The following is a 22,017-nucleotide window of genomic DNA, read 5'->3' as shown; positions in this document are numbered from 1 at the left end:
ATGTACCGTCGCCGACCGTCCAAGAACCTGCATGCCGAAACCGAGCAGTTCCGGCGGCGCGCGGCGCTGGGCTTTGCCGGGGTGCTGCTGACCCTGGGCTTCCTCGGCGGCTGGTATTTCAAGCTGCAGGTGCTCGATCACGAGATCTACGCCACCCGCTCGGAAGCCAACCGCATCAAGGCGCGGCCGGTGGTGCCGGGGCGTGGACTGATCTACGACCGCAACGGCCGCCTGCTGGCCGAGAATGTGCCGGCCTTCCGTCTGGATGTGACCCCGGACAAGGTGCAGGACATGGAGGCCACCCTGGCCGGCCTGCAGAAAATCTTCGCGCTGAGCGACGAGGACATCGAACGCTTCCGGCAGTCGCGCAAGGCGCGCCGCAGCTTCATGCCGGTGACCCTGAAACTGCGGGTCAGCGACGAGGAGATGGCGCGTTTCGCGGTGGACCGCTGGCGCTTTCCCGGGGTGGAGCTGGAGCCGTACCTGACCCGGCGCTATCCCTACGGCGACCTGTTCGGCCACATCATCGGTTACGTCGGCCGGGTCGATGACAAGGACCTGGAGGAGCTGGGCGAGGGCAACGCGGCGCTGAGCCATATCGGCAAATCCGGGCTGGAGCGGTTCTACGAAGCGCAGCTGCGCGGCAAGATCGGCTACGAGCAGGTCGAGACCAATGTGCAGGGGCGGGCGATCCGCACCATCGGCCGGGTGCCGGCGCAGTCGGGGACCGACCTGCGGCTGTCCATCGATGCCGACCTGCAGCGGGCGATGGTGGCCGCGTTCGGCGAGCAGGAGGGCTCGGCGGTGGCGATCGATCCGCGTACCGGCGAGATCCTGGCCATGGTCAGCCTGCCCTCGTACGACCCGAACCTGTTCGTCAACGGCATCTCGCATGCCGATTTCAAGCGCCTGAACGAAAATCCCTCGCGGCCGCAGTTCAACCGGCTGGTGCTCGGCGGTGTGGCGCCAGGCTCCACGATCAAGCCGTTTGTCGGTCTGGCCGGGCTGGACAGCGGCGTGCGCCGGCCGGAGGACAAGATCCTCTCGCGCGGCATGTTCTACCTGCCCGGCGTGAGCCGCGGCTGGGGCGATGCCAACCGCGGCGGCCATGGCTGGACGGACCTGCGCAAATCCATCGCGCAGTCGGTCAACACCTATTACTACCAGCTCGGTATCGACCTGGGCATCGAGCGTTTTGACCAGTATCTGGGCAGCTATGGCTTCGGCCAGCACACCGGCATCGATCTGGCCGGCGAGATCGACGGCATCCTGCCCTCGCCGCAGGCCAAGCTCAAGGCGCGCAAGGAGCGCTGGTATCCGGGCGATACGGTCAACGCCAGCATCGGCCAGGGCCTGTGGAAAGTGACGCCGTTGCAGCTGGTACGTGGAATTGGCGGGCTGGCCAGTGGACAACTGCGCCGGCCGCACCTGGTGACCGAACAGCGCGCCGGCTTCGATCACGACTGGGCACCGTTGCCGCAACCGGCAGGCAAGCCGATCACCCCCAACCCGGCCAATCTGCAGGCGGTGCGCGAAGGCATGATGGCCACGATGCAGCCCGGCGGCAGCGGCTGGCGAGTGGCTGCCGGGGCGCAATACCGCATGGCCGGCAAGACCGGTACCGCGCAGGTGGTCAGTCGCAAGGGGACGGCTGCGGTCAATCCCAAGAGCCTGCCGATGCACCTGCGCCATCGCGCGCTGTTTGTCGGCTTCGCCCCGGCCGAAGATCCGGTGATCGCCATTGCCATCGCGGTGGAGGGCGGCGGTTACGGTGGCTCGGCCGCGGCGCCGATCGCGCGCAAGGTGTTTGATGCCTGGCTCCTCGGCGAGATGCCCGAGGGCCTGCAGCCGCTGGATGCCGAGCGCGGCACCGTGGCGCTGGGGGTGACCGGTTTCGATACCGAAGATCCGGCGCTTTTGGCCCGTGGCGAACAGGCCGCGCTGGCGCTGGAGGAGCTGCCGTTCCTGGTCGGCGCGCCGGTGGCGCCGCCGTCGCCGCAAACCCCGCCACCGCCGGCGGCGCTTCCGGCACCGGCCACGGGAGAACGTCGATGAGGGATTTCCTGCGCTGGGCGCTGGAGATGGGCCAGCGGCTGACCCGCGGCCTGGACTGGCCGCTGTTGATGGCGCTGCTGGCACTGATGGTGATCGGCCTGGCGGTGCTCGACAGCGCCGGCGGATCGGGGCTGGTGATGGCCCAGGGGGCCCGGTTCGCGGTCGGCCTGCTGGCGATGTGGGCGATCGCGCGGACCTCGATCCTGCGCATCCGCGCCTGGACCCCGGCGATCTACGCGATCTCGATGCTGCCGCTGCTGGCGGTGTTCGTGCTGGGGACCGGCAAGTACGGCCGGCAGTGGTTGAACCTGGGCTTTTTCTACCTGCAGCCGGCTGAACTGCTCAAGGTCAGCCTGCCGATGATGGTGGCCTGGTACCTCAACCGGATGCCGTTGCCGCCCCGCGTCCCGGTGGTGCTGGTGGCGGCGGTGATCATCGGCGTACCGACCGGACTGGTGATGCTGCAGCCGGACTTCGGCACCGGCGTGCTGATCGCCGCCAGCGGCGCCTTCGTGCTGCTGCTGGCCGGTCTGCCGTGGTGGTGGGTCGGCGTGGGGGTCGGCGGCGTGGCCGCGGCCGCGCCGGTGGCCTGGTTCTGGCTGCTGATGCCCTACCAGAAGGACCGCATCCTGATGTTCCTGGACCCGGAGAGCGATGCGCTGGGCGCGGGCTGGAACATCATCCAGTCCAAGATCGCCATTGGCTCCGGCGGGCTGACCGGCAAGGGCTGGGGCCTGGGCTCGCAGTCGCATCTGAATTTCATTCCCGAGCAGACCACCGACTTCGCCTTCTCGGTGCTGAGCGAGGAGTTCGGCTGGATCGGCGTGGCCGTGGTGCTGGCGCTGTATCTGTTCGTGATCGGCCGCTGCCTGTGGATCGCGGTGGAATCGCGCGACGGCTACTCGCGGCTGCTGGCCGGGTCCACCGGCCTGGCGTTCTTTGTCTACATCCTGGTCAACGGCGGCATGATCTCCGGATTGTTGCCGGTGGTGGGCGTGCCGATGCCGCTGATCAGCTACGGCGGCACCTCGGCGGTGTCGCTGCTGGCCGGCTTCGGGCTGGTGATGGCGGTGCGCGAGCATCGTCCGGTGCACGGTTGAATGGGCAGGATGTGCAAGCTTTGATCCAGATCAAATACTGGATTTAACTTTCGCTTCACAATAATGACCGTCGCCGGACGCTGTCGCGCCGCGATGGTCGGCAGGTGCTCCGGGCACGTCGACTGGTCGGATCCAAGGGCATGACATGGGGAGATGTCACGCTTCCACGATTGGAGTCCGGCCTGAGCGCCGGTTGTGCCTGCGGGGATGGGGGCGCGGCCGGCGCTTTTTTTTGCGCGGCGGGTGCGGAGGCATTGCCGTATTCAGCGGCGAGGGGACCATTTCCGGTCCTGCAACGGCAATTTCCGCCATCGTTTCCGCGCTTCAATCTGCTTGGGATTCATGGTCTTATTGATGGAAATTCATCTTTGACCTGCTAACCTCGCCTGATGATTCGACGCGCTTTGATCTGCTGCATCACCCTGGGTCTGGTCGCCTGTGCGACCCCGCCGCAGGTCCCCGTTCCTCCCGCCACCCCGGTGGGAACGCCGATCACGCCGGGCACCGGCCCGGCCGAGGCGGTCCCCGAGGCCAAGGCCGATCTGCCGCCGGTGGACCTGACCCCGGTGCCGTTCGAGACCGCCCGCGCCAATTTCATCCGCGACACCGCCGCCCGCTACGGCATCGAGCCGGGCTACATCGAGGCCACACTGGCCCAGGCGCAGGTGCGTCAGCCGATCATCGCGGCGATGTCGCGTCCGGCCGAGCGGGTCAAACCCTGGAACGAATACCGGCCGATGTTCATCAGCCAGGCGCGGATCGACGGTGGCAGGCAGTTCTTCGCCGACCATCGCGACGAGCTGTTGCGGGTGCAGGAACGCACCGGCGTGCCGGCCGAGGTGATCGTGGCGATCATCGGTGTGGAAACCAGCTACGGCAAGAACGCCGGCAACCACCGCGTGCTCGATGCGCTGTACACGCTGGCCTTCAACTACCCGCGCAGCGGCGACCCGGCCAAGCTCGAGCGCGAGGTGCGCCGCGAGCTGTTCTTCCGTGACGAGCTGGCCAAGCTGTTTGAGCTGGGCAAGCTGGAACAGCTCGACATCACCGCTCTCAAGGGCAGCTATGCCGGGGCGATGGGCATGGGCCAGTTCATGCCGTCCAGCTATCTGGACTTTGCGGTGGACGGCAATGGCGATGGCCGTCGCGACCTGTTCAACAACTACGACGACGTGTTCTCCTCCATCGCCAACTATTTCGTGAAGAAGGGCGGCTGGATCCGCGGCGGCACGGTGGCGGTACCGGCCACGCTGCAGGCGGGGTTCGCCGAGCTCAATCCGGCCGACTGGACGCCGAGCCTGACAGTGACCGAGCTTGCGGCCCGTGGTTACCGCCCGGTCACGCCGGTGCTGGCGGTCAATGCCAAGGCCACCCCGGTCACCCTGGAAGGCAGTGACGGCAAGCAGTACTGGCTGGGCTTCCAGAACTACTACGCGATCACCCGTTACAACATCTCCAAGATGTACGCGATGGCGGTGTTCCAGCTGTCCCAGGCCATCGCCGGCAAGGAGCTTCCGCCGGCATGAACAGCAAGTGGCTGGTCCCTGCGTTGATCGTGCTCGGGCTGGCCGCCTGCAGCAGCGCGCCGAAGAAATCCGCCGCCGGTGCCAGCGGCTCCAGCGCCCAGCGCCCGGCCACCGTGGTGCTGGGCACAGGCAGCGCGGGCGGCCAGTGCCCGGACGGTTCGCCCTATGCCAAGGCACAGGAAGACCTGTCCACGCGCGGCAACTACACCGCCGGCGGCCTGTACAAGCCCGGGGTCAGCGACAGCACGCCGACCTATGTGCCCAACGTGGCCTGCATTCCCGAGCCGGAGGTGGTCAGCGAGCCGCGCTCGCCGGTGGGCAACAAGTCGCCGTATTCGGTGCTGGGCAAGTCCTACCGGGTGATGGACCGGGTCGATGACTACGTCGAGCAGGGCACCGCCTCCTACTACGGACAGAAGTTCCACGGCCGCCTGACCTCCAACCGCGAGGTCTACGACATGTACACCTTCAGCGCCGCGCACAAGACCCTGCCGCTGCCCAGCTTCGCCCGCGTGACCAATCTGGACAACGGTGAATCGGTGGTGGTGCGGGTCAATGACCGTGGCCCGTTCCACGAGGGCCGGGTGATCGACCTCAGTTATGCCGCGGCGGTGAAGCTGGGCATCACCCAGCGGGGTACCGGCCGGGTGGAAGTGCGCGCACTGACCCCCGGCGACAACACCGTTGTTTCCGGCGACAGCCGCCGCGCCCGCCGCGAGCGCACCGCCGCCGTGGCCAGCGCACCGGCGCGCCGGGCAGCAGCGACCAGCCGCATGGACCAGCTGGTGGAGAAACTGCCGCCCGTCACGCCGGCGCGTCCGGTCGCGGCCAGCGCCGAGCATTTCGATACCTGGATGAAGGACAACGGTGCGCGTGTGGCGACCGGTCGTCCGGCCATCACCACCGCGGCCGGCGACGCGCCGGCGGCGGCCAGGGTGCAGGCGCTGGCGCCGCCGGTTGCCACGGGTGCACCTGCGGCCGCTGCAACGCCGGTCATTCCGGCACCGGACAAGGCCGATGCTGCCGCGCGCGCGCTGGGCACTATCCTGCTGCAGGTGGCCAGTTTCTCCAGCCGCGACAACGCCGCCCGGGCGCTGGGCCAGCTGTCCTCGGCCGGAATCGCCGGTGCCAGCCTGAGCGATATCGTCAGTGGCGGCCGGACCCTGTGGCGCCTGCGCGTGCCGGCCCGCGACCATGACAGCGCGGCCGAGCTGGCCGGGCGTATCGCCGGACTGGGTTTCGGCCGGCCGCAGCTGGTCCGCGATTGAGCCGGGCCATTAACCCCGGCCATATGCCGGTGCCGCAGCCGCAGTGCCAGCGCCCTACAATGGCCCCCCGCTTTTTTCCTCGTCCATCAGGAACCGTTTTCCGATGAAATTCCGTTTCGCCGCCGCTGCACTGGCCACGACGCTCGCTGTCGGTCTGGCCTCCGCCCAGACCCCCACGCCCATGCCGGCACCGGCACCTGCCGCTGCGGCCGCCCCGGTGCAGGTGGCCACGCCGCCGGCGCCCGTGCCAACCACCGCCAGTGCCTGGGTGCTGATGGACTACGCCACCGGGCAGGTGCTGGCCGGCGAGAACATCCACACCCCGCTGCCGCCGGCCAGCATCACCAAGGTGATGACGTCCTATGTGCTTGCCGCGGAAATGAAGAACGGCAAGATCAAGCCCGACGACCAGGTGATGATGAGCGAGCGCGCCTGGCGTGAAGGCGGTGCCGGCACCGATGGCAGCTACAGCGGCTTCCCGGTCAACCAGACCGCACGGCTGGAAGACATGGAAAAAGGCATGGCCGTCCAGTCCGGCAACGACGCGGCGATCGCACTGGCCGAACACGCCGCCGGCAGCCAGGAGGCCTTCGCCGCGCTGATGAACAGCTACGCCGCCAAGATCGGCATGAAGGACTCGCACTTCGTCAATGCCCACGGCCTCACCGCCGAGGGCCACCAGTCCAGCGCCTACGATCTGGCGCTGCTGGGCCGCGCGTTCGTGCGCGACTATCCGGAAACCTACGCCTACAACAAGATCAAGGAATTCACCGTAGGCAAGATCACCCAGCCCAACCGCAACCTGCTGCTGTGGCGCGATGCCAGCGTGGACGGCATCAAGACCGGCCACACCTCGGCGGCCGGTTACTGCCTGCTGAGCTCGGCCCAGCGCGGCGACCAGCGCTTGATCGCGGTGGTGCTGGGCGGCGCCTCGGAAAAACAGCGCGCCGATGACAGCCTGGCGCTGCTGAACTGGGGTTTCCGCTTCTTCGAGACCCACCGGCTGTACGAGCCGGGCAAGGCGGTGACCGCGCAGCATGTTTGGAAGGGCAAGGCCGATGAAGTGCAGCTGGGCGTGGCCCAGCCGATGCTGGTGAGCGTGCCGCGTGGCCGTTACAACGATCTGAAGCCGTCGATGGATGTGCCCAAGCAGCTGGTGGCGCCGATCGCCGCCGGTCAGCAGATCGGCACGGTCAAGGTCTCGCTGGACGGCAAGGTGGTGGCCGAAGCGCCGCTGGTGGCGGTGCAGGCGGTGGAGGAGGGTGGCTTCTTCAAGCGCCTGTGGGACGCCTTCATGATGTGGTGGAAGTCCGAGTAAGGACCCGCCACACCGCAGCGAAAAGCCGGCGCCCGCGCCGGCTTTTTTGTTTTCCGCAGTGGCCCGCTACAGGGTGCGGCTGACAGTGAAGCTGCCGAACACCGGTGTCTGCCGCTGGCCTTCAAATTCGCGGCTGCGGTGGTAGCGCGCCAGTGCGAACTTCCACTTGCCGCGCATCACCGCCAGCCCGTAGCCGAGTTCCCCGACCAGCGGGCGCTTGTCCACGCGATGGCTGCGGCGGAAGGTGTTGCCGTCCAGGGTGATGTCGCGCAGCACCCAGCGCGCATCGGCGGTCATGAACAGGTGGCCGGACCAGCCCTCGGCACGGCTGCGACGGGTGGGGGCGGTGTTCTCGCCGGCCGGGCGCAGCGGCGAGCTGCCGAAGTCGTCGGGCAGTTTCCAGCCGAAGCGGATCTCGCCGCCGCCATTGGCATAGGTGGCCAGGTTGCCCAGGGCGCCGCCCCCGTGGCTGATCACATCCCAGCCCCAGCCGTGCGCCTCGCCTTCGGCCGGCCAGCGCTGCAGGCGTTCGTGCAGTAGCTTGAACACCGGTTCGTCCTTCAGCTGGTGTCCCCAGCCCCTGAACTTTTCGTCGCCGAGCAGGCCGTGTACGCCGTCCTGCACCTGTTTGCCCTGTGCCGACGGACCGACCATGCCCAGGGCCAGCTGGGTGGTGCGCAGGTGGTTCCGGTGACGGGCATTGAAGCCGAAGGTGGCCAACAGCACCGCAGCATACGGACGGTCATCGCCGATCAGGTCGCTGCGGGTGTGATCGGTCGGGGTGAACAGGCCCTGGCCGACACTGAAGATCATGTTCTGCTGCTCGAACCGGCCCGGATACAGGTGCTCCAGATACTGGTTCACCCAGCGCGCCGGCCGTGGCAGGCAGGGGTCGTCGGTGTAATCGCGCAGGTTGGGCGAGACCAGCGTCAGCAGCGCGCCATTGGTATAGCCCTGGTCCTGCTGGGCGCCGCCGAACAGGTCGTTGTCCACGCGGAAGTTGAGCGCCGGCGGCTGTTCAAGCAATGCGCTGGCGGTGCAGGTGGTGGCGGAGGCGTTGCCCGCAGCGCTGAGTCCGAACGCTGCCAGTGCCAAGCCGAGCCATAGGTGGGCTTTCATCGGGATCGGATCTGATCTGCCAAGGGAAGGCCGGGCAGCTTAGGGGAGTACTGGAAACTGCCATATCCCGCCGGCTGGATCAGATCGTTGCAGCGTCCCGGATGCGCGCACGGGTATCCGAGCGCGGCGGTGCCGGTACTGGAACCCCAGCAGCGCGACCGGCTGGAAATCCGCGTTCCATTGCACCGGACAGGGGACATCTGGCGCATATCCTGTCGCGGCGCCGACACTGCGCAAAACGTAAGTGACCGCGGGGCGGGGGATTGCGGGCGGCGGATGCCCAGGAGATTGCGCCTATTCAGTAATGTATATTTCATCTGAAGCCACTTTGCCAAAGCAGGGACCTGCATGCCCTGTGAGGGAGTGCGGGCATCACTTTCACACGCGATACAACCAGGCCGGCATGCAGGCGACGGCCACAGGGGAAAACATGAAAAAGTATTCTGCAGCGCCGGTTCTGGGTGCAGCACTGGCGTTGGCTCTGTTCGCACCGGCCGCCCAGGCGCTGGATTTCAAAATGAGTCTCCGCGGTGGCCTGAAGTGCAAGAAACCCGAAGGCACGATCCGTATCGTCGAACCCGATGACGGGCAGGCGCTGTGGGCCAGCCATGGCCTGCCGGCGCCGACGCGCATGTTGCGGGTGATGGTGACCGATTCCAATTGCTTCACGATCCTGGACCGTGGCGTGGGTTTTGCCGCCGCGCAGGCCGAGCGTGAACTGGTGGCCGGCGGTCATATCCAGGAAGGCGCGAATCTGGGCGGAGGGCAGATGCTGGCCGCCGACTTCATTCTGATTCCCGACCTGGTCTCGCAAAATCCCAATGCCGGCGGTTCCAACGTCGGTGGTGGTGCCGGTACCGATAAAAAACGCGGCCTGATCGGTGGCCTGGCCAACGTGGCCACGCTCGGCGTGGCGGGCAAGATCGCCGGCGGCATGAGCTCGCGCAAGCAGACCGCCGAGGTGATCTTGACCATCACCGATTCGCGCACCGCCGAACTGCTGGGTACCGCCTCCGGCGAGGCCAAGCTGACCGACCGTGACTGGAACCTGATGGCCTCGGCCTCGGCCAAGGGGATCAATGGCGGAATTTCGGCCGGTGCCTACGAGAACACCGAGTTCGGCAAGGTGATCAAGGAAGCCTATGGCGAAGCGTTCCAGGCGCTGCTTGAGCGGGTGGAGAAGGTCGATTTCGCCGCCCGGGTGAGGTCGGCGCCCACTGCCACCTCCAAGCCGCAGCTGGCCAGTGCCGCCACCACCTCCTATCCGGCTGGTGGCAATCCGACCGCGACGGCCTCGGCGATGCCGGCCAGCGCAATCGCCGCGCAGCAGGCCTTGCAGATCCAGCAGATGCAGTTGCAGATGCAGCAGATGCAGGCGGCCCAGCATCTGGCACAGCAGCAGATGCCGGTGGTGCCGCCGCCGGTGGCGGTGCTCCCGGTGCAGCCTTCGCCCTATGACCAGCAAGGTTATGCGGCAGCGCAGGCCGGTGCCGCGCCGTTGGCAGGCCAGACGGCCGGCGCCATGCAGCAGGGCGCCGGTGCCATTGTCGGTGGATTGGCGCAGGCGGCGGTACAGCAGCTGGTGCCGGAGCAGATGCAAGCCGGTGCCTCGCAGCTGGCCGGTGCGGCGCAGTTGGCAGGCCAGGTCGTCGGCGGCATGCAGCAGGGTGCCGGTACCGGTGCCATTGTCGGCGGATTGGCACAGGCGGCGGTGCAGCAGCTGGTGCCGGCACAGATGCAGGCCGGCGCTTCGCAGCTGGCCGGTGCGGCGCAACTGGCCGGTGCGGCGCAACTGGCCGGGCAGGTGGTCAATGGCATACAGCAGGGGGGTGTCGCCGGTGCGGTGGCCAGCGGGTTGACGGCGGCGGCCCAGCAGTACGCTCCCCAGGTGGTTGCTTCGCAGCAGCAGGCCGCCGCGGCGCTGCGCCGGGTACTGGTACTCAATGAGCCGGTCAACCTGATGCAGGACCATTCCGGGCGCGGTGCGGTACTGCGGACGCTGCAGCCGGGCATGAGCCTGATCCTGACTGGCGGTACCCAGGGCGCGATGCTGGAAGCCCACGACCAGACGGGTGTGTACGGCTGGGTGCCGGCCAATACGCGTGGCACGGTACAGCCTTCGCACAACCAGTAATGAAACGATCCGGGAACCGGTCGCGGCGGCTGATCGTCGCGCTGCGGATTCCCGGAAACACCGGCCGCCTCACCCATGTCGTGGCATGGCTGGGGCGGACTGCCTATCCGGCACCGGCCCGGACAGCCGCTCCACCGGCGCATGCCGGTGGCACGGTGGCCTGTCGTCCGTCAGCACGGCGGCGTTCAGTGACGCGGTTCCCTGAATGTCCGCTTGCTGGATGGAATCTGAAAAAGCGCTGGGTTACGATCCGGGCGGACCTGCGGCACTTGCCTGATCCCGTATCAGCAAGGAACAGGATGTTGTTGCAAGGTTTCTAAACCAAAGGAACGCACCTCGAAAGGTGCAGGTAACGGGGAATCACGTAGATGCGTAATGTTTTTTCGCCGCTGGTTGCAGCGGCTCTCACGGCGGGTATTGCCGCCGCTCTCACCAGCCAGCCGGCTGACGCCGCCTTCAAGCAGAAGGGTACCCAGGCGCAGGAGCAGCGCAAGGCTGCCGCCGCCCAGATTCCCACCTGTCCGCGCCCGATCGGCACCTTGTCGGTGATCGAGCCGGAGGACGCCACCCACTGGTGGACCGGCCAGCAGCTGCCTGCGCCGTCGCGACTGATCAAAGCCTTCGTCAACCGTTCGCGCTGTTTCACCCTCGTGGACCGTGGTGCGGGCATGGCCGCCGGGCAGTTCGAGCGCGAGCTGGCTGCCAGCGGCGACCTGCGCGGCCGTTCCAACGTCGGCAAGGGCCAGGTCCGTGCCGCCGATTACGTGATGATCCCGGACCTGATCTCGCAGAACACCAATGCCGGCGGCAACGCCATCGGTGGCCTGCTGGGCGGGCTGATCGGAGGCAAGGCCGGTGCGATCGTCGGCGGCCTGAATTTCACCAGCAAGACCGCCGATGTGGTGCTGACCGTCACCGACGTGCGCTCCTCCGAGCAGGTGGCGATCGCCGAAGGTTCCGCACGCAAGAGTGACATGGGCTTCGGCGCCAGCGGCGGCCTGTTCGGTGGTGGTGGCCTGGGAGCGGCGGGGGTGGGCGGTTACGCCAACACCGAGATCGGCCAGGTGATCACCATGGCCTACCTGCAGGCCTACACGGACATCATCGCCCAGCTGGGGGGGCTGCCGGACAATGCTTCGGCGGCCGGTGCGCAGCAGGCGGTGACGGTCACCCGCGCCGGCCGGTTGCTGGCCAATGCCAAGGGCACCGGCGCGGCGGTGCGCTCGCTGGAGCCGGGCATGATGCTGTACCCCACCGGGGTGAAAGAAGGCGTCATGTGGGAAGTGGAGGATGAAATGGGCAACAAGGGCTGGGTGTCTTCCACCATGCTGGAACTGTCCAGGTAAGCGTCTGAAGCTGTACACAGCGAAGGGCCGCGCAAGCGGCCCTTCGCATTCAGGGGCGATGGCGGACTGCAGCCGGCCTTGGGTTTGACCGCCGGCGCCCCGATAATGGCGGGCATGGAAATCAAATCCGACAACCCTGAACACGGCTTCCAGTTCCCCGGCACCTTTGAGCTCAGTGCCATGGGCACGGCCGATACCGGTCTGGAGACCGAGCTGCCGCGGCTGCTGCAGCAACACGGCGTCGAGGTGCTCAGCGAGCGCATCAGCTGGAAGCATTCCTCCAACGGCAAGTATGTATCCGTGCGCATCAGCTTCAAGGCCGAAAGCCGCGAGCAGTACGATGCCGCGCATGAGGCGCTGCGTAACCACCCGGAAGTGAAGTGGACGCTGTAAACAGCGGCACCGGGCCGGCGGCTCGCGTGGCGGCGCGGACGGCCACGCTGCGTGATCTGGGCCGGCAGGGCTATGAGCCGGTCTGGCATGCGATGCAGCGCTTCACCGACGCCCGCGACGACAGCACCACCGACGAGCTGTGGCTGGTCGAGCATGATCCGGTGTTCACCCTGGGCCAGGCCGGCAAGGACGAGCACGTTCTGGCGCCAGGTGATATCCCGGTGCTGCATGTCGATCGGGGCGGTCAGGTGACCTATCACGGCCCCGGCCAGATCGTGGTCTACCCGCTGCTGGACTTGCGCCGGCTGGGTATCGGGGTGCGCGATTACGTGTGCCGCATCGAGCAGGCCATCATCGACACGCTGGATGAATGGAATATCGGTGCCGAACGCCTGGACGGTGCGCCCGGCGTGTATGTGGGCGGCGCCAAGGTGGCCGCGCTCGGCATTCGTGTGCGCCGTGGCTGCAGTTTTCACGGGCTGGCGCTGAATGTCGCGCTGGATCTGGAGCCGTTCCACCGCATCAATCCCTGTGGTTACGCCGGGATGCAGGTGACCTCGGTGCTAGACTTGGGTGGTCCGTCCGGGATCGATCCGGTCAAGCCGGTGCTGCTATCCCATCTGGCCCAGCAGTTCGGTCTTGAGCTGCGGCCCACTCCCGAACTGCCCGATCTGAACTTCGCGGCCTGAGGCCGCCGGTACCGCCATGACTGAATCCACTCCGCGCTCCATTCCCCTGCAGGTCGTGCAGGCCGACACTCCGTCCGCGCCGTTGCAAACGGGCGTCAAGCAGCTCGGTGGCGACAAGATCGGCCGCTCGCCGGTGCAGTTCGCCGATGCGCCGGTGCTGCGCAAGCCTTCCTGGATCCGCGTGCGCATTCCGTCGGGCAATGCCGTGGCCAACCTCAAGGCCAAGCTGCGCGAGAACCGTCTGGTGACGGTGTGCGAGGAAGCCAGCTGCCCGAACATCCACGAATGCTTCGGCCATGGCACCGCGACCTTCATGATCCTGGGCGAAGTCTGTACCCGCCGCTGCTCGTTCTGCGATGTGGCCCACGGCCGGCCCAAGCCGCCGGACGCCAGCGAACCGGCCAGCCTGGGCCAGACCGTGGCCGACATGGGCCTGAAGTACGTGGTGGTGACCAGTGTCGACCGCGACGACCTGCGCGACGGCGGTGCCCAGCACTTCGTCGACTGCATCAGTGCGATCCGCGCCAAGTCGCCGGGCACCCGTATCGAGGTACTGACTCCGGACTTCCGTGGCAAGGGCCGGATGGAGCGCGCGCTGGAAATCCTGGCGCAGAACCCGCCGGACGTGTTCAACCACAACATCGAGACCGTGCCGGACCTGTACCGCAACGTGCGTCCGGGTGCGGATTACCAGTGGTCGCTGACCCTGCTGAAGAACTTCAAGGCACAGCACCCGGATGTGCCGACCAAGTCCGGCATCATGCTCGGCCTGGGCGAGACCCTGGAGCAGGTGCAGGCCACGATGCGCGACCTGCGCGCGCACGACGTGGAGATGATCACCATCGGCCAGTACCTGCAGCCGACCGCGCATCACCACCCGGTGCTGCGTTACTGGACGCCGGAGGAATACAAGGCGTTCGAGGACTACGGCTACGAACTGGGCTTCACCCACGTCGCTTCCGGTCCGATGGTGCGTTCGTCCTACCACGCCGACCAGCAGGCGGCCGGGGCGGGCGTCGGCGTCTGATCGCCTCGCCATGATCCCGCGACGGCGGCATGCCGTCTGCGGGATCGCCGTGCCTGTGCCATGCGTGCCGGTACGGTTCACATTCTGCTACCGGGCAGCGGCTAGTCTGATCCGGCGCAGGGTGACAAGTGCAGAAACTTTCGGCACTGTCCGGGTGTCCGAACTGCGCGCAGTCTCCCCCTACCGTCTGGTGTCACGAGTATCTAGATGAACTATCGAGTCCCCGCCTTTTTGCTGGCTTTGGCGCTGACGGCGCCGGCCGCGTTGCTGGCGCGTGCCGACACGCCGGCGCTGCCTTCCACGGCGACCGTCGATCAGGCGACCACCTCCAAGCTGGTGTACGGACTGCTCTCGGACAGCCGCTACGCCTATCGCCCGCGTCCGCTGGATGCGGCGACCTCGCAGGACGTGTTCAAGCGTTATCTGGAATCGCTGGACGGGGGCAAGCAGTTCTTCACCCGCGAGGACGTGGAGCGCTTTGCGCCGTTGGCTGCCAATACGGGAACGGCGATCCGCAGCGGTGAGCTCGACCCGGCCTTCCAGGTGTTCGCGGTGTACCGCCAGCGGGTGGCCGATCGCGTGGCCTACGCGCGCGGGCTGCTCAAGCGCGAGCCGGATTTCACCCTGGAAGAGCGCTTTGAATACGACCGCAAGGAGGTGCCCTGGAGCACGTCGGCGGAGCTGGACGAGCTGTGGCGCAAGTCGGTCAAGAACGACTGGCTGCGGCTGAAGCTGGCCGGCAAGTCGGCCGCCGATATCCGCAAGACCTTGGACAAGCGTTACGCCACGCTGCTCAAGGGCATCAACGAGTCGAAGAACGAGGACGTGTTCTCGCTCTACCTCAACGCCTACACCCGCGCGGTGGACCCGCATACCGATTACTTCACCCCGCGCACTGCGGAGAACTTCAACCAGGCCATGTCGCTGTCGCTGGAAGGCATCGGCGCGCAGCTGCAGCGTCAGGACGATGTGGTGGTGATCCGCGAAGTGGTGCCCGGTGGCCCGGTGGCGATGGATGGCACGCTCAAGCCCGGTGACCGCATCGTCGGCGTGGGCCAGGGCAAGTCCGGCCCGCTGGAAGATGTGATCGGCTGGCGCATCGACGACGTGGTGGCCAAGATCCGCGGTGCCAAGGACACCCAGGTACGGCTGGAATACATTCCCGCCGCCGAGGGACTGGATGGCAAGCACCGCATGGTGACGCTGACCCGGCAGAAGATCCGCCTGTCCGAACAGGCCGCCAAGGGCGAGACGATGACCATTCCGGGCGCTGCCGGCGAGCCGGAGCGTCGCATCGGCATCGTCAAGCTGCCCACGTTCTACCAGGACTTCGAAGGCCGCCGTCGCAACGCGACCGATTACGCCTCGGCCACGCGCGATGTGGCCAAGCTGCTGGCCGGTTTCAAGGCCGACAAGCTCGATGGCGTGGTGCTGGACCTGCGCAACAACGGCGGGGGTTCGCTGGATGAGGCCATCGAACTGACCGGTCTGTTCATCGAACAGGGCCCGGTGGTGCAGGTGCGTGAATCGGGCGGCCGCGTCACTGTCAACAGCGACCGCAACCCGGCGGTGGCCTGGGACGGCCCGCTGGCGGTGCTGATCAACCGTGGCTCGGCCTCGGCCTCGGAGATTTTCGCCGGTGCCATCCAGGATTACGGCCGCGGTCTGGTGATCGGTGAGACCACCTTCGGCAAGGGCACCGTGCAGAACGTGGTGCCGCTGGACCGTTGGCCGGCCAGCGAGAAAGAGCGCTTCGGCCAGGTCAAGCTGACCATCGCCCAGTTCTTCCGTGTCAGCGGCTCTTCCACCCAGCACAAGGGTGTGGTGCCGGACCTGGCGTTCCCGGCCAGTGTCGATGCCAGCGAATTCGGCGAGAGCACCTACGACAACGCGCTGCCTTGGACCCGCATCGCCGCGGTGCCGCACACCCAGTACGGCAATTTCGCGCCGATCCTGCCGCGGCTGGAAACCCGCCATGCCGAACGCGTGCGTAGCGACCGCGAGTTCCAGTGGTGGGAAGAGGATGTGCAGCAGTTCCGCACCGAGGCCGCCAAGAAGTACATCTCGCTCAACGAGGCCGAGCGCCGCGCCGAGCGGGAAAAGCAGGATGCCCAGCGCAAGCAGCGCCAGCAGATCCGCAAGGAGTTGGGCCTGCCGCTGGATCCGCTGGCCGAGGACAGCACCGATGACGGTCTGACCGGCAACGAGCGCGACATCGTCAAGGATGCTGAGCGCGAGAAGGCTGCCGAGAAGCGCCCGGATCCGTTGCTGAGGGAGTCGGCCGCGATCCTGGCCGACGCCCTGAATCTCCTGGAAAAGGACCGTCCGCTGTCGGCGCAGGTGCTGCCGCAGTCCAGTGGCCCAGGACGCTGGGCCGACTGATCTTCCTGTGTGCCGGGCGCAGTGCCAGTACCGGTGCGCTGTAAATGACGCCGTCAACGTCCTGCGACGTTGGCGGCGTTATGCTGAGTGCCTTCGGTAAACGAGGAGCGCCCATGCCTGGCTGCCGGTTGCATCTGCTGGTCGGAACCGTCTCGCTGGCGTTTGCCGCATGTGGCGGCAAGGTTGCCGACAGCACGGTGCTGCGCGAGTCGTTCGATTCGGGTGACACCTATTCGCGCAATCTCGAGGTGGCGCCGGCCCAGGCCTGCGAGGCTGCTCGTCGCGCGCTGCTCAGCCAAGGTTATGCGGTCACCCGCGCCGATGCGGGCAGTGTCGAAGGCAGCAAGAATTTCCAGCCCAAGGACGAAGTGCACGAGCAGCTGTTGCTGCGGGTGTCGTGCGTGGGCCGCGCCGATGGCCGCGCGCAAGTATTCGCCAGTGCGGTGCAGGAGCGCTATGCGCTGAAGAAATCACCGACCTCGGCCAGCGTCGGTGTCGGTGCGGTGGGTTCGGTGTCCGTGCCGTTTGGCAGCAATGACGATTCGCTGGTGCGCGTGGCCAGCCGCACCGTGCAGGATGCGCTGTTCTATCGCAATTTCTTCGGCCGCCTGCAGCAGTATGTGGAGGAGGTGGCCGCGCCACAGATACCCGACGGGGTGGCCCGGTGAGCCATCACCGCGGCCGGATATGGCAGGCCGCGGCGTGCGGATTGGTGTTGTGCGCCGTGTCTGGCTGGCCGCTCGCCGCACAGGCGCGTGCCGGTTGCGGCATTGCGCTGCTGCAGGAGCTGGGCTGGCGGATCACGCCGACGTCCGCAGCGGAGCCGCAGGTGCTGGCTGGCCGACCGTGCGAGCGGGGATTGGTGATGGAGGCGCAGCGCCTGGGCGATCTGCAGGTACATATTCCCGCCCGCTACAGTGCCAGCCAGCGCGAGCAGTTCGCCGCGGGATTGCTGCAGAGTCCCGCCAGCGTCTGCGCCTATGCGTTCCGGCTCGGTGATGCGGCACGCACCGCCACGACACGGCTGCAGGCCAATACGAACTACCGCTTTTCCGCATTGCAGCTGGGCTGGATCGGCTTCGGGGTGGGCGGCGCGCGGGCGCAGGGGTGGCAGCGCTTCCGCAGCTTCGGCCGGGGGTATGCACCCGTGGCCGGCAATGCGCGCGCGATGGATGCCTTCTACCGCGGCAGCGTGCGTTCCGAATGCGGAGTCGGGCGGCAGATCGCCCAGCTGGCCACCCAGCGCGAGTTGTATGGCGATGTATTGTTCGACCGCGAGTTCACGGCCGCGGAGCTTTCGATCGGCACGTTCCTGACTTTGCACGATACGCAGAGCATCCTGCTCGGCAGCAGTGCCGGCGAGCTGTTCGCCGATGGCAAGGCGGTGCGCACCTCGGCGCGGGGGCGCCAGGCGTTCATGGCGGTGCCGGGGTTCATCGAGCATGTGTTCGAGCGCAGGTTTCTGGATGACATCAACAACCAGGCCGAGAACTTCATCATCACCGATCTCAGTGCAGCGGCCGCACAGGCGCTGGCGCGGCATGGCGGATTTGCCCACTACGACCGCGTCAACCGGCAGATATGGCAGCTTTCACAACAGATGCCGGGAAGTGGGTGGCGTCGTTTTGAACGTCTGTTGCATGAGCGCGATCCGGCACTGCGTGCCGCGCTGCCGGCGGAACAACAGGCGGTGCTGGCCCGGATCGATGCGCTGCTGGCCGATCCGGTGTACCGGGAGTTGCTGATCTACGTACATCCCAAAGGCGTCAAGCCGCTTGGCTACCATATCGTGCGCCTGCTGGATCGCAATCCACGTACACCTTTCAGCATCGATCTGGCATTGCACAATGTGCATTCCACGCTCTATCAGCGCTGGATCGGCGCCCGGCTGCGCGAGTGCGGCAATGAAATGTCTTTCAGCACAAGATGAGGTGCGGCGTGCAACTGGGAATGATCGGTCTGGGGCGCATGGGCGCCAACATGGCGCAGCGGCTGCATCGCGCGGGTATCCATGTGCAGGGCTTTGATCCCGCGGCCCAAGCCCGGGAGCAGGTATCGGCTGCCGGTATTGCCACCAGCGACACGTTGCAGGATCTGGTTCACGCAATACCCGCGCCCCGGCGGCTGTGGCTGATGGTGCCGTCCACGGTGGTGGATGCAACGCTGGGTGCGTTATTGCCGCTGCTATCGAACGGAGACGTGGTGATCGATGGCGGCAACTCCTGGTACAAGCAGTCGCAAGCGCGCGCGGCCCGCTGCGGTGAGCGTGGGGTCGCCTTCGTCGATTGCGGCACCAGCGGCGGCATCTGGGGGCGGGAGGAGGGCTACTGCCTGATGGTGGGCGGCGATGTCGGCACGGTGGCCGGACTGGCGCCACTTTTCAGGGCGCTGGCGCCGGCCATGGACCGGGGCTGGGCGCACGTTGGACCGGTGGGTGCCGGACACTTCTGCAAGATGGTCCACAACGGCATCGAGTACGGAATGATGCAGGCCTATGCCGAAGGCTTTGCCTTGATGGAAAAGAAGGCCGAGTTCGAACTGGATCTGGCCCAAGTGACCGAGCTGTGGCGCCATGGCAGCGTGGTGCGCTCCTGGTTGCTGGATCTCGGTGCCGACGCGCTGCGGGATAATCCCACGTTGGCGGGGATCGCCCCTTATGTCGAGGATTCGGGGGAAGCCCGTTGGGCAGTGGCCGAGGCGATCGATCTGGAGGTGCCGGCGCCGGTGATCACCCTGTCGTTGCAGGAGCGCTTGCGCTCACGTCAGCGCAATTCCTTCACCGACCGGATGCTGGCGACGATGCGCCGTCAGTTCGGTGGTCACGCGATCAGGAAGACAGATGCATAGCGATGGGGGCATCAGATGGGTACAGGCCGGCGGAGCAGCGCTGCGATGAACAAGACAACGCGGGGGTTCGTGCTGGGCCTTGTCTGCACACTGCTGGTGGATGCCGCGATCGCGCAGCCAGCCAGCGGGACAGATGCCGTGCCAACGCCTCCGGCCGATGCATCCACGGCATCGGGTGATGCGTGGATTTCCACCCGGATCAAAGCCGCGCTGGTCCCGCTGGTGCGTGAGCGTCGTGCCCAAATCGCGGTCGAGGTATCGCAGGGGCGTGTTGTGCTGGCGGGAACCGTGGAAGGGGAGCTGACCCGGCAGCAGATCATCGCGTTGTGCATGCAGACCCGCGGCGTTGCCACGGTCGATGCTTCCGCACTGAAAATCACGGGATTTGCCATGCCGCGTTGAACGTCGCATGAAGCCGGACGCGGCGTTCACTCCGCGGGTAAATCATGCAATGCTTCGGCGGCAGGTATCCGGGGCAGGAGAGTTCAAGCCTGCTCCACGCAGGTGATAGACCTACCCGGCTGTTTGTAACGGCCAGCAATGCAAGGGGAGATGATGCTGTCAAGGTTCACCGATGATGGTTGGGATCGCTGGCGATTGATCGGCCTGGGCCTGGCGGCCTTCCTGATCATCGTGGTTCCAGCACTTACCATGCGGCAGCTGTCGCGTGAAAGCGTCAATGCCGCCAACTGGGTTGCCCATACCCAGGCGGTGGGCGCGCGCCTGTACAACCTGCAGGCCGATATCCGCGATGTGGAGTCGGCGGCACTGACCCTGTCCAAGGGTATCCAGTCTCCAGCCCTGGATGAGCGTCTGCAGAGGATGGACCGCATGCAGGCCACCATGCAGGAGCTGGCCGAGCTGGTCAAAGACAGTCCGGAACAGCTGGTACGCATGGGCCGCATCGAGTCGATGCTCGAGCGCCGCATGGAGCTGGCCAAGGAAGTGGCACAAAGTCCTGATTCCCCGCACCAGCGGGCGATGATCGAGGAGATGACGTTCCGCTATCCCATCCGCATGCTCGTGGAGGAACTGCAGCAGCACGAGGAAAAACTGCTGGCCGACCGCGCCGCCACCGCCGAACGACGGCAGCGTGTGTCGTCGATCGTCTCGTGGAGCGCGCTGGTGGTGCAGCTGCTTTTGCTGAGCCTGGTGTTGTGGCTGCTCAAGCGCCAGATAGGCGGCCGTGCCGAGGCGGAGTTGCGCCTGATCAAGGCCAGCGCCCGCGCCAACTCGGTGCTGCAGACCGTCCGCGAGCCGATCGTGCTGCTGGATCACGAACAGCGGGTGGTGCTGCACAATACCGCGTTTTCAGAGCTGTACAGCGTCAACCACGAGGACATCAACCAGCGGCCGCTGCAATCGATCGGAGATGGAGTGTGGGCCGATGCGATCATCCGCCAGCGGTTGGCGGACGTGCTGTTGCGTGGACGCGAGTTGTGGGATTTCGAGCACGAGCAGCGCAGCATCGATGGCATGGTGAGAACCATGCTGATCAATGCCCGGCGCATGCCCTTGCCGGATGCGGACGATGAAGTGGTGCTGATGACCGTCAGTGACATCACCTTGCAGCGCGCCGTGCAGGTGCGGGTGGAGGAGCTCAACCGCCAGCTGGAAGGCAAGGTCGAGCAGATGGCCGAGGTCAATCGCGAGCTGGAGGCGTTCAGCTACTCGGTATCACACGATCTGCGTGCACCGTTGCGGCATGTGGCCGGATTCGCCGACAAGCTCGGACGCCATCTGGGCGACGGCGCCGACGAGAAGACGCGCCACTATCTGGAGGTGATCACCGGTTCGGCGCAACGGATGGCGGCGCTGATCGATGACCTCCTGGTCTACTCGCGCCTGGGGCGCGGTGCGATGCGGATGCAGACGGTGGATATGCAGTCGCTGGTGGACGATACCCGCTCGTTGCTGGATTCCAATCTCAAGGCCGAGGAGCCGGAGAATGGTGCCCACCGCGAGATCGAGTGGAAGATCGGACCGCTGCCGGTGCTGATCGCCGACGAGAACATGATGCGGCAGGTGTGGTTGAACCTGCTGGGCAATGCGGTCAAATACACTGCCGGTCGCGACAAAGCGGTGATCGAGGTGACGTCCCGGGCACTTGCCGACGGCGGTCAGCAGTTCTCCGTGCGTGATAATGGCACCGGCTTCGACATGCAGTACGCCGGCAAGCTGTTCGGGGTGTTCCAGCGGCTGCACAAGGCCAGCGACTACCCGGGTACCGGCATCGGGCTGGCCAGCGTGCGCCGGGTGCTGATGCGCCATGGCGGGCGCATCTGGGCCGAGGCCGAGACCGACAAGGGCGCAACGTTCCATTTCATTATTCCCCCGCAAGCGCCTGAGGCGCACAGTTGAAGGTTGTGACATGAATCCACTCCGTACGATCCTGATTGCCGAAGACAGTTCCGCTGACGCCGAGATGGCGATCGACGCTTTGCGTGATGCGCGCCTGGCCAATCCCATCGTCCATGTGGAAGACGGCGTGGAAGCGCTGGATTTCCTGCTGCGCCGTGGCGCCTTTGCGGGCCGCGAGGATGGATTGCCGGCGGTGTTGCTGCTGGATATCAAGATGCCGCGTATGGATGGCCTGGAAGTGCTGCAGCGCATCCGCGCCGAGGAAGAGCTGAAACGGCTGCCGGTGGTGATCCTTTCGTCCTCGCGCGAGGAAAGTGATCTGGCCCGCAGCTGGGATCTGGGCGTGAACGCCTATATGGTCAAGCCTGTCGACGTCGACCAGTTCTTCAGCGCGGTCAAGACGATCGGTACCTTCTGGGCGGTGATCAACCAGGCCCCCGAGCTGGAGTGAC

At 66.4% G+C, this 22,017-nt stretch carries 18 protein-coding genes; 17 read left to right on the top strand and 1 reads right to left on the bottom strand.

The genetic code is table 11. From position 1 onward, the window contains the following. The 5 genes from mrdA to ARC78_RS03400 all read left to right on the top strand — a co-directional run bounded on the left by mrdA (position 1) and on the right by ARC78_RS03400 (position 7,267). Complete coding sequence (gene mrdA, locus ARC78_RS03420; protein WP_057505742.1) at positions 1-2,055, top strand: penicillin-binding protein 2; 2,055 nt, start codon at positions 1-3, stop codon at positions 2,053-2,055. Beyond that, positions 2,052-3,155, top strand: a complete 1,104-nt coding sequence (rodA, locus tag ARC78_RS03415; protein WP_057505741.1) for a rod shape-determining protein RodA — start codon at positions 2,052-2,054, stop codon at positions 3,153-3,155. The genes mrdA and rodA overlap by 4 nt, the downstream gene beginning before the upstream one ends. A gap of 389 nt (positions 3,156-3,544) precedes the next feature. Continuing rightward, complete coding sequence (gene mltB, locus ARC78_RS03410; RefSeq protein ID WP_054660318.1) at positions 3,545-4,681, top strand: lytic murein transglycosylase B; 1,137 nt, start codon at positions 3,545-3,547, stop codon at positions 4,679-4,681. After that, the gene (locus tag ARC78_RS03405) at positions 4,678-5,949 is read left to right on the top strand and encodes a septal ring lytic transglycosylase RlpA family protein (protein ID WP_057505740.1); all 1,272 of its coding nucleotides are present in this window, start codon (positions 4,678-4,680) and stop codon (positions 5,947-5,949) included. The genes mltB and ARC78_RS03405 overlap by 4 nt, the downstream gene beginning before the upstream one ends. Positions 5,950-6,052: 103 nt before the next feature. Further along, on the top strand, positions 6,053-7,267 hold the full coding sequence (locus ARC78_RS03400; protein ID WP_057505739.1) for a D-alanyl-D-alanine carboxypeptidase family protein: 1,215 nt from the start codon (positions 6,053-6,055) through the stop codon (positions 7,265-7,267). Between the two features lie 66 nt (positions 7,268-7,333). On the opposite strand, the gene ARC78_RS03395 is transcribed toward ARC78_RS03400, so the two are convergent. Next, positions 7,334-8,386 (bottom strand): lipid A deacylase LpxR family protein, encoded by a 1,053-nt coding sequence (locus tag ARC78_RS03395; protein WP_054659929.1) that lies wholly within the window; start codon positions 8,384-8,386, stop codon positions 7,334-7,336. Between the two features lie 430 nt (positions 8,387-8,816). On the opposite strand from ARC78_RS03395, the gene ARC78_RS03390 reads away from it, so the two are divergent. From ARC78_RS03390 to ARC78_RS03335, 12 genes are all read left to right on the top strand, one after another. Beyond that, on the top strand, positions 8,817-10,520 hold the full coding sequence (locus ARC78_RS03390; RefSeq protein ID WP_057505738.1) for a CsgG/HfaB family protein: 1,704 nt from the start codon (positions 8,817-8,819) through the stop codon (positions 10,518-10,520). A 368-nt stretch (positions 10,521-10,888) separates the two neighbouring features. Then, positions 10,889-11,866, top strand: a complete 978-nt coding sequence (locus tag ARC78_RS03385) for a CsgG/HfaB family protein (protein WP_054657866.1) — start codon at positions 10,889-10,891, stop codon at positions 11,864-11,866. Positions 11,867-11,980: 114 nt separating this feature from the next. After that, on the top strand, positions 11,981-12,259 hold the full coding sequence (locus tag ARC78_RS03380) for a DUF493 family protein (RefSeq protein ID WP_054657872.1): 279 nt from the start codon (positions 11,981-11,983) through the stop codon (positions 12,257-12,259). A 26-nt stretch (positions 12,260-12,285) separates the two neighbouring features. Continuing rightward, a complete protein-coding gene (gene lipB, locus ARC78_RS03375; protein ID WP_089153131.1) occupies positions 12,286-12,948 on the top strand; it encodes a lipoyl(octanoyl) transferase LipB in 663 nt (220 codons plus the stop codon). Between the two features lie 16 nt (positions 12,949-12,964). Then, a complete protein-coding gene (gene lipA, locus ARC78_RS03370; protein WP_054657862.1) occupies positions 12,965-13,975 on the top strand; it encodes a lipoyl synthase in 1,011 nt (336 codons plus the stop codon). Between the two features lie 207 nt (positions 13,976-14,182). Beyond that, entirely contained in the window at positions 14,183-16,357 is a 2,175-nt protein-coding gene (locus ARC78_RS03365; RefSeq protein ID WP_054657860.1) for a carboxy terminal-processing peptidase, read from the top strand. Positions 16,358-16,470: 113 nt separating this feature from the next. Then, entirely contained in the window at positions 16,471-17,025 is a 555-nt protein-coding gene (locus ARC78_RS03360) for a DUF2242 domain-containing protein (RefSeq protein WP_054657858.1), read from the top strand. Between the two features lie 47 nt (positions 17,026-17,072). After that, positions 17,073-18,287, top strand: coding sequence for a hypothetical protein (locus ARC78_RS03355; RefSeq protein ID WP_057505772.1), 1,215 nt, complete (start codon positions 17,073-17,075; stop codon positions 18,285-18,287). Between the two features lie 8 nt (positions 18,288-18,295). Continuing rightward, a complete protein-coding gene (gene gnd / locus ARC78_RS03350; protein WP_054657870.1) occupies positions 18,296-19,204 on the top strand; it encodes a phosphogluconate dehydrogenase (NAD(+)-dependent, decarboxylating) in 909 nt (302 codons plus the stop codon). Positions 19,205-19,249: 45 nt separating this feature from the next. Next, positions 19,250-19,606 (top strand): BON domain-containing protein, encoded by a 357-nt coding sequence (locus ARC78_RS03345; RefSeq protein ID WP_054657854.1) that lies wholly within the window; start codon positions 19,250-19,252, stop codon positions 19,604-19,606. A gap of 153 nt (positions 19,607-19,759) precedes the next feature. Continuing rightward, on the top strand, positions 19,760-21,565 hold the full coding sequence (locus ARC78_RS03340) for a sensor histidine kinase (RefSeq protein WP_054657868.1): 1,806 nt from the start codon (positions 19,760-19,762) through the stop codon (positions 21,563-21,565). Positions 21,566-21,575: 10 nt separating this feature from the next. Next, on the top strand, positions 21,576-22,016 hold the full coding sequence (locus tag ARC78_RS03335) for a response regulator (protein ID WP_057505737.1): 441 nt from the start codon (positions 21,576-21,578) through the stop codon (positions 22,014-22,016). The last annotated feature ends 1 nt before the right edge of the window (position 22,017 follow it).

Origin of the sequence: Stenotrophomonas pictorum JCM 9942 (assembly GCF_001431585.1) — a bacterium.
Lineage (GTDB): Bacteria > Pseudomonadota > Gammaproteobacteria > Xanthomonadales > Xanthomonadaceae > Stenotrophomonas > Stenotrophomonas pictorum.
The sequence above is the reverse complement of the archived record's forward strand: the minus strand, read 5'-3'. Positions and strand labels throughout refer to the sequence as shown.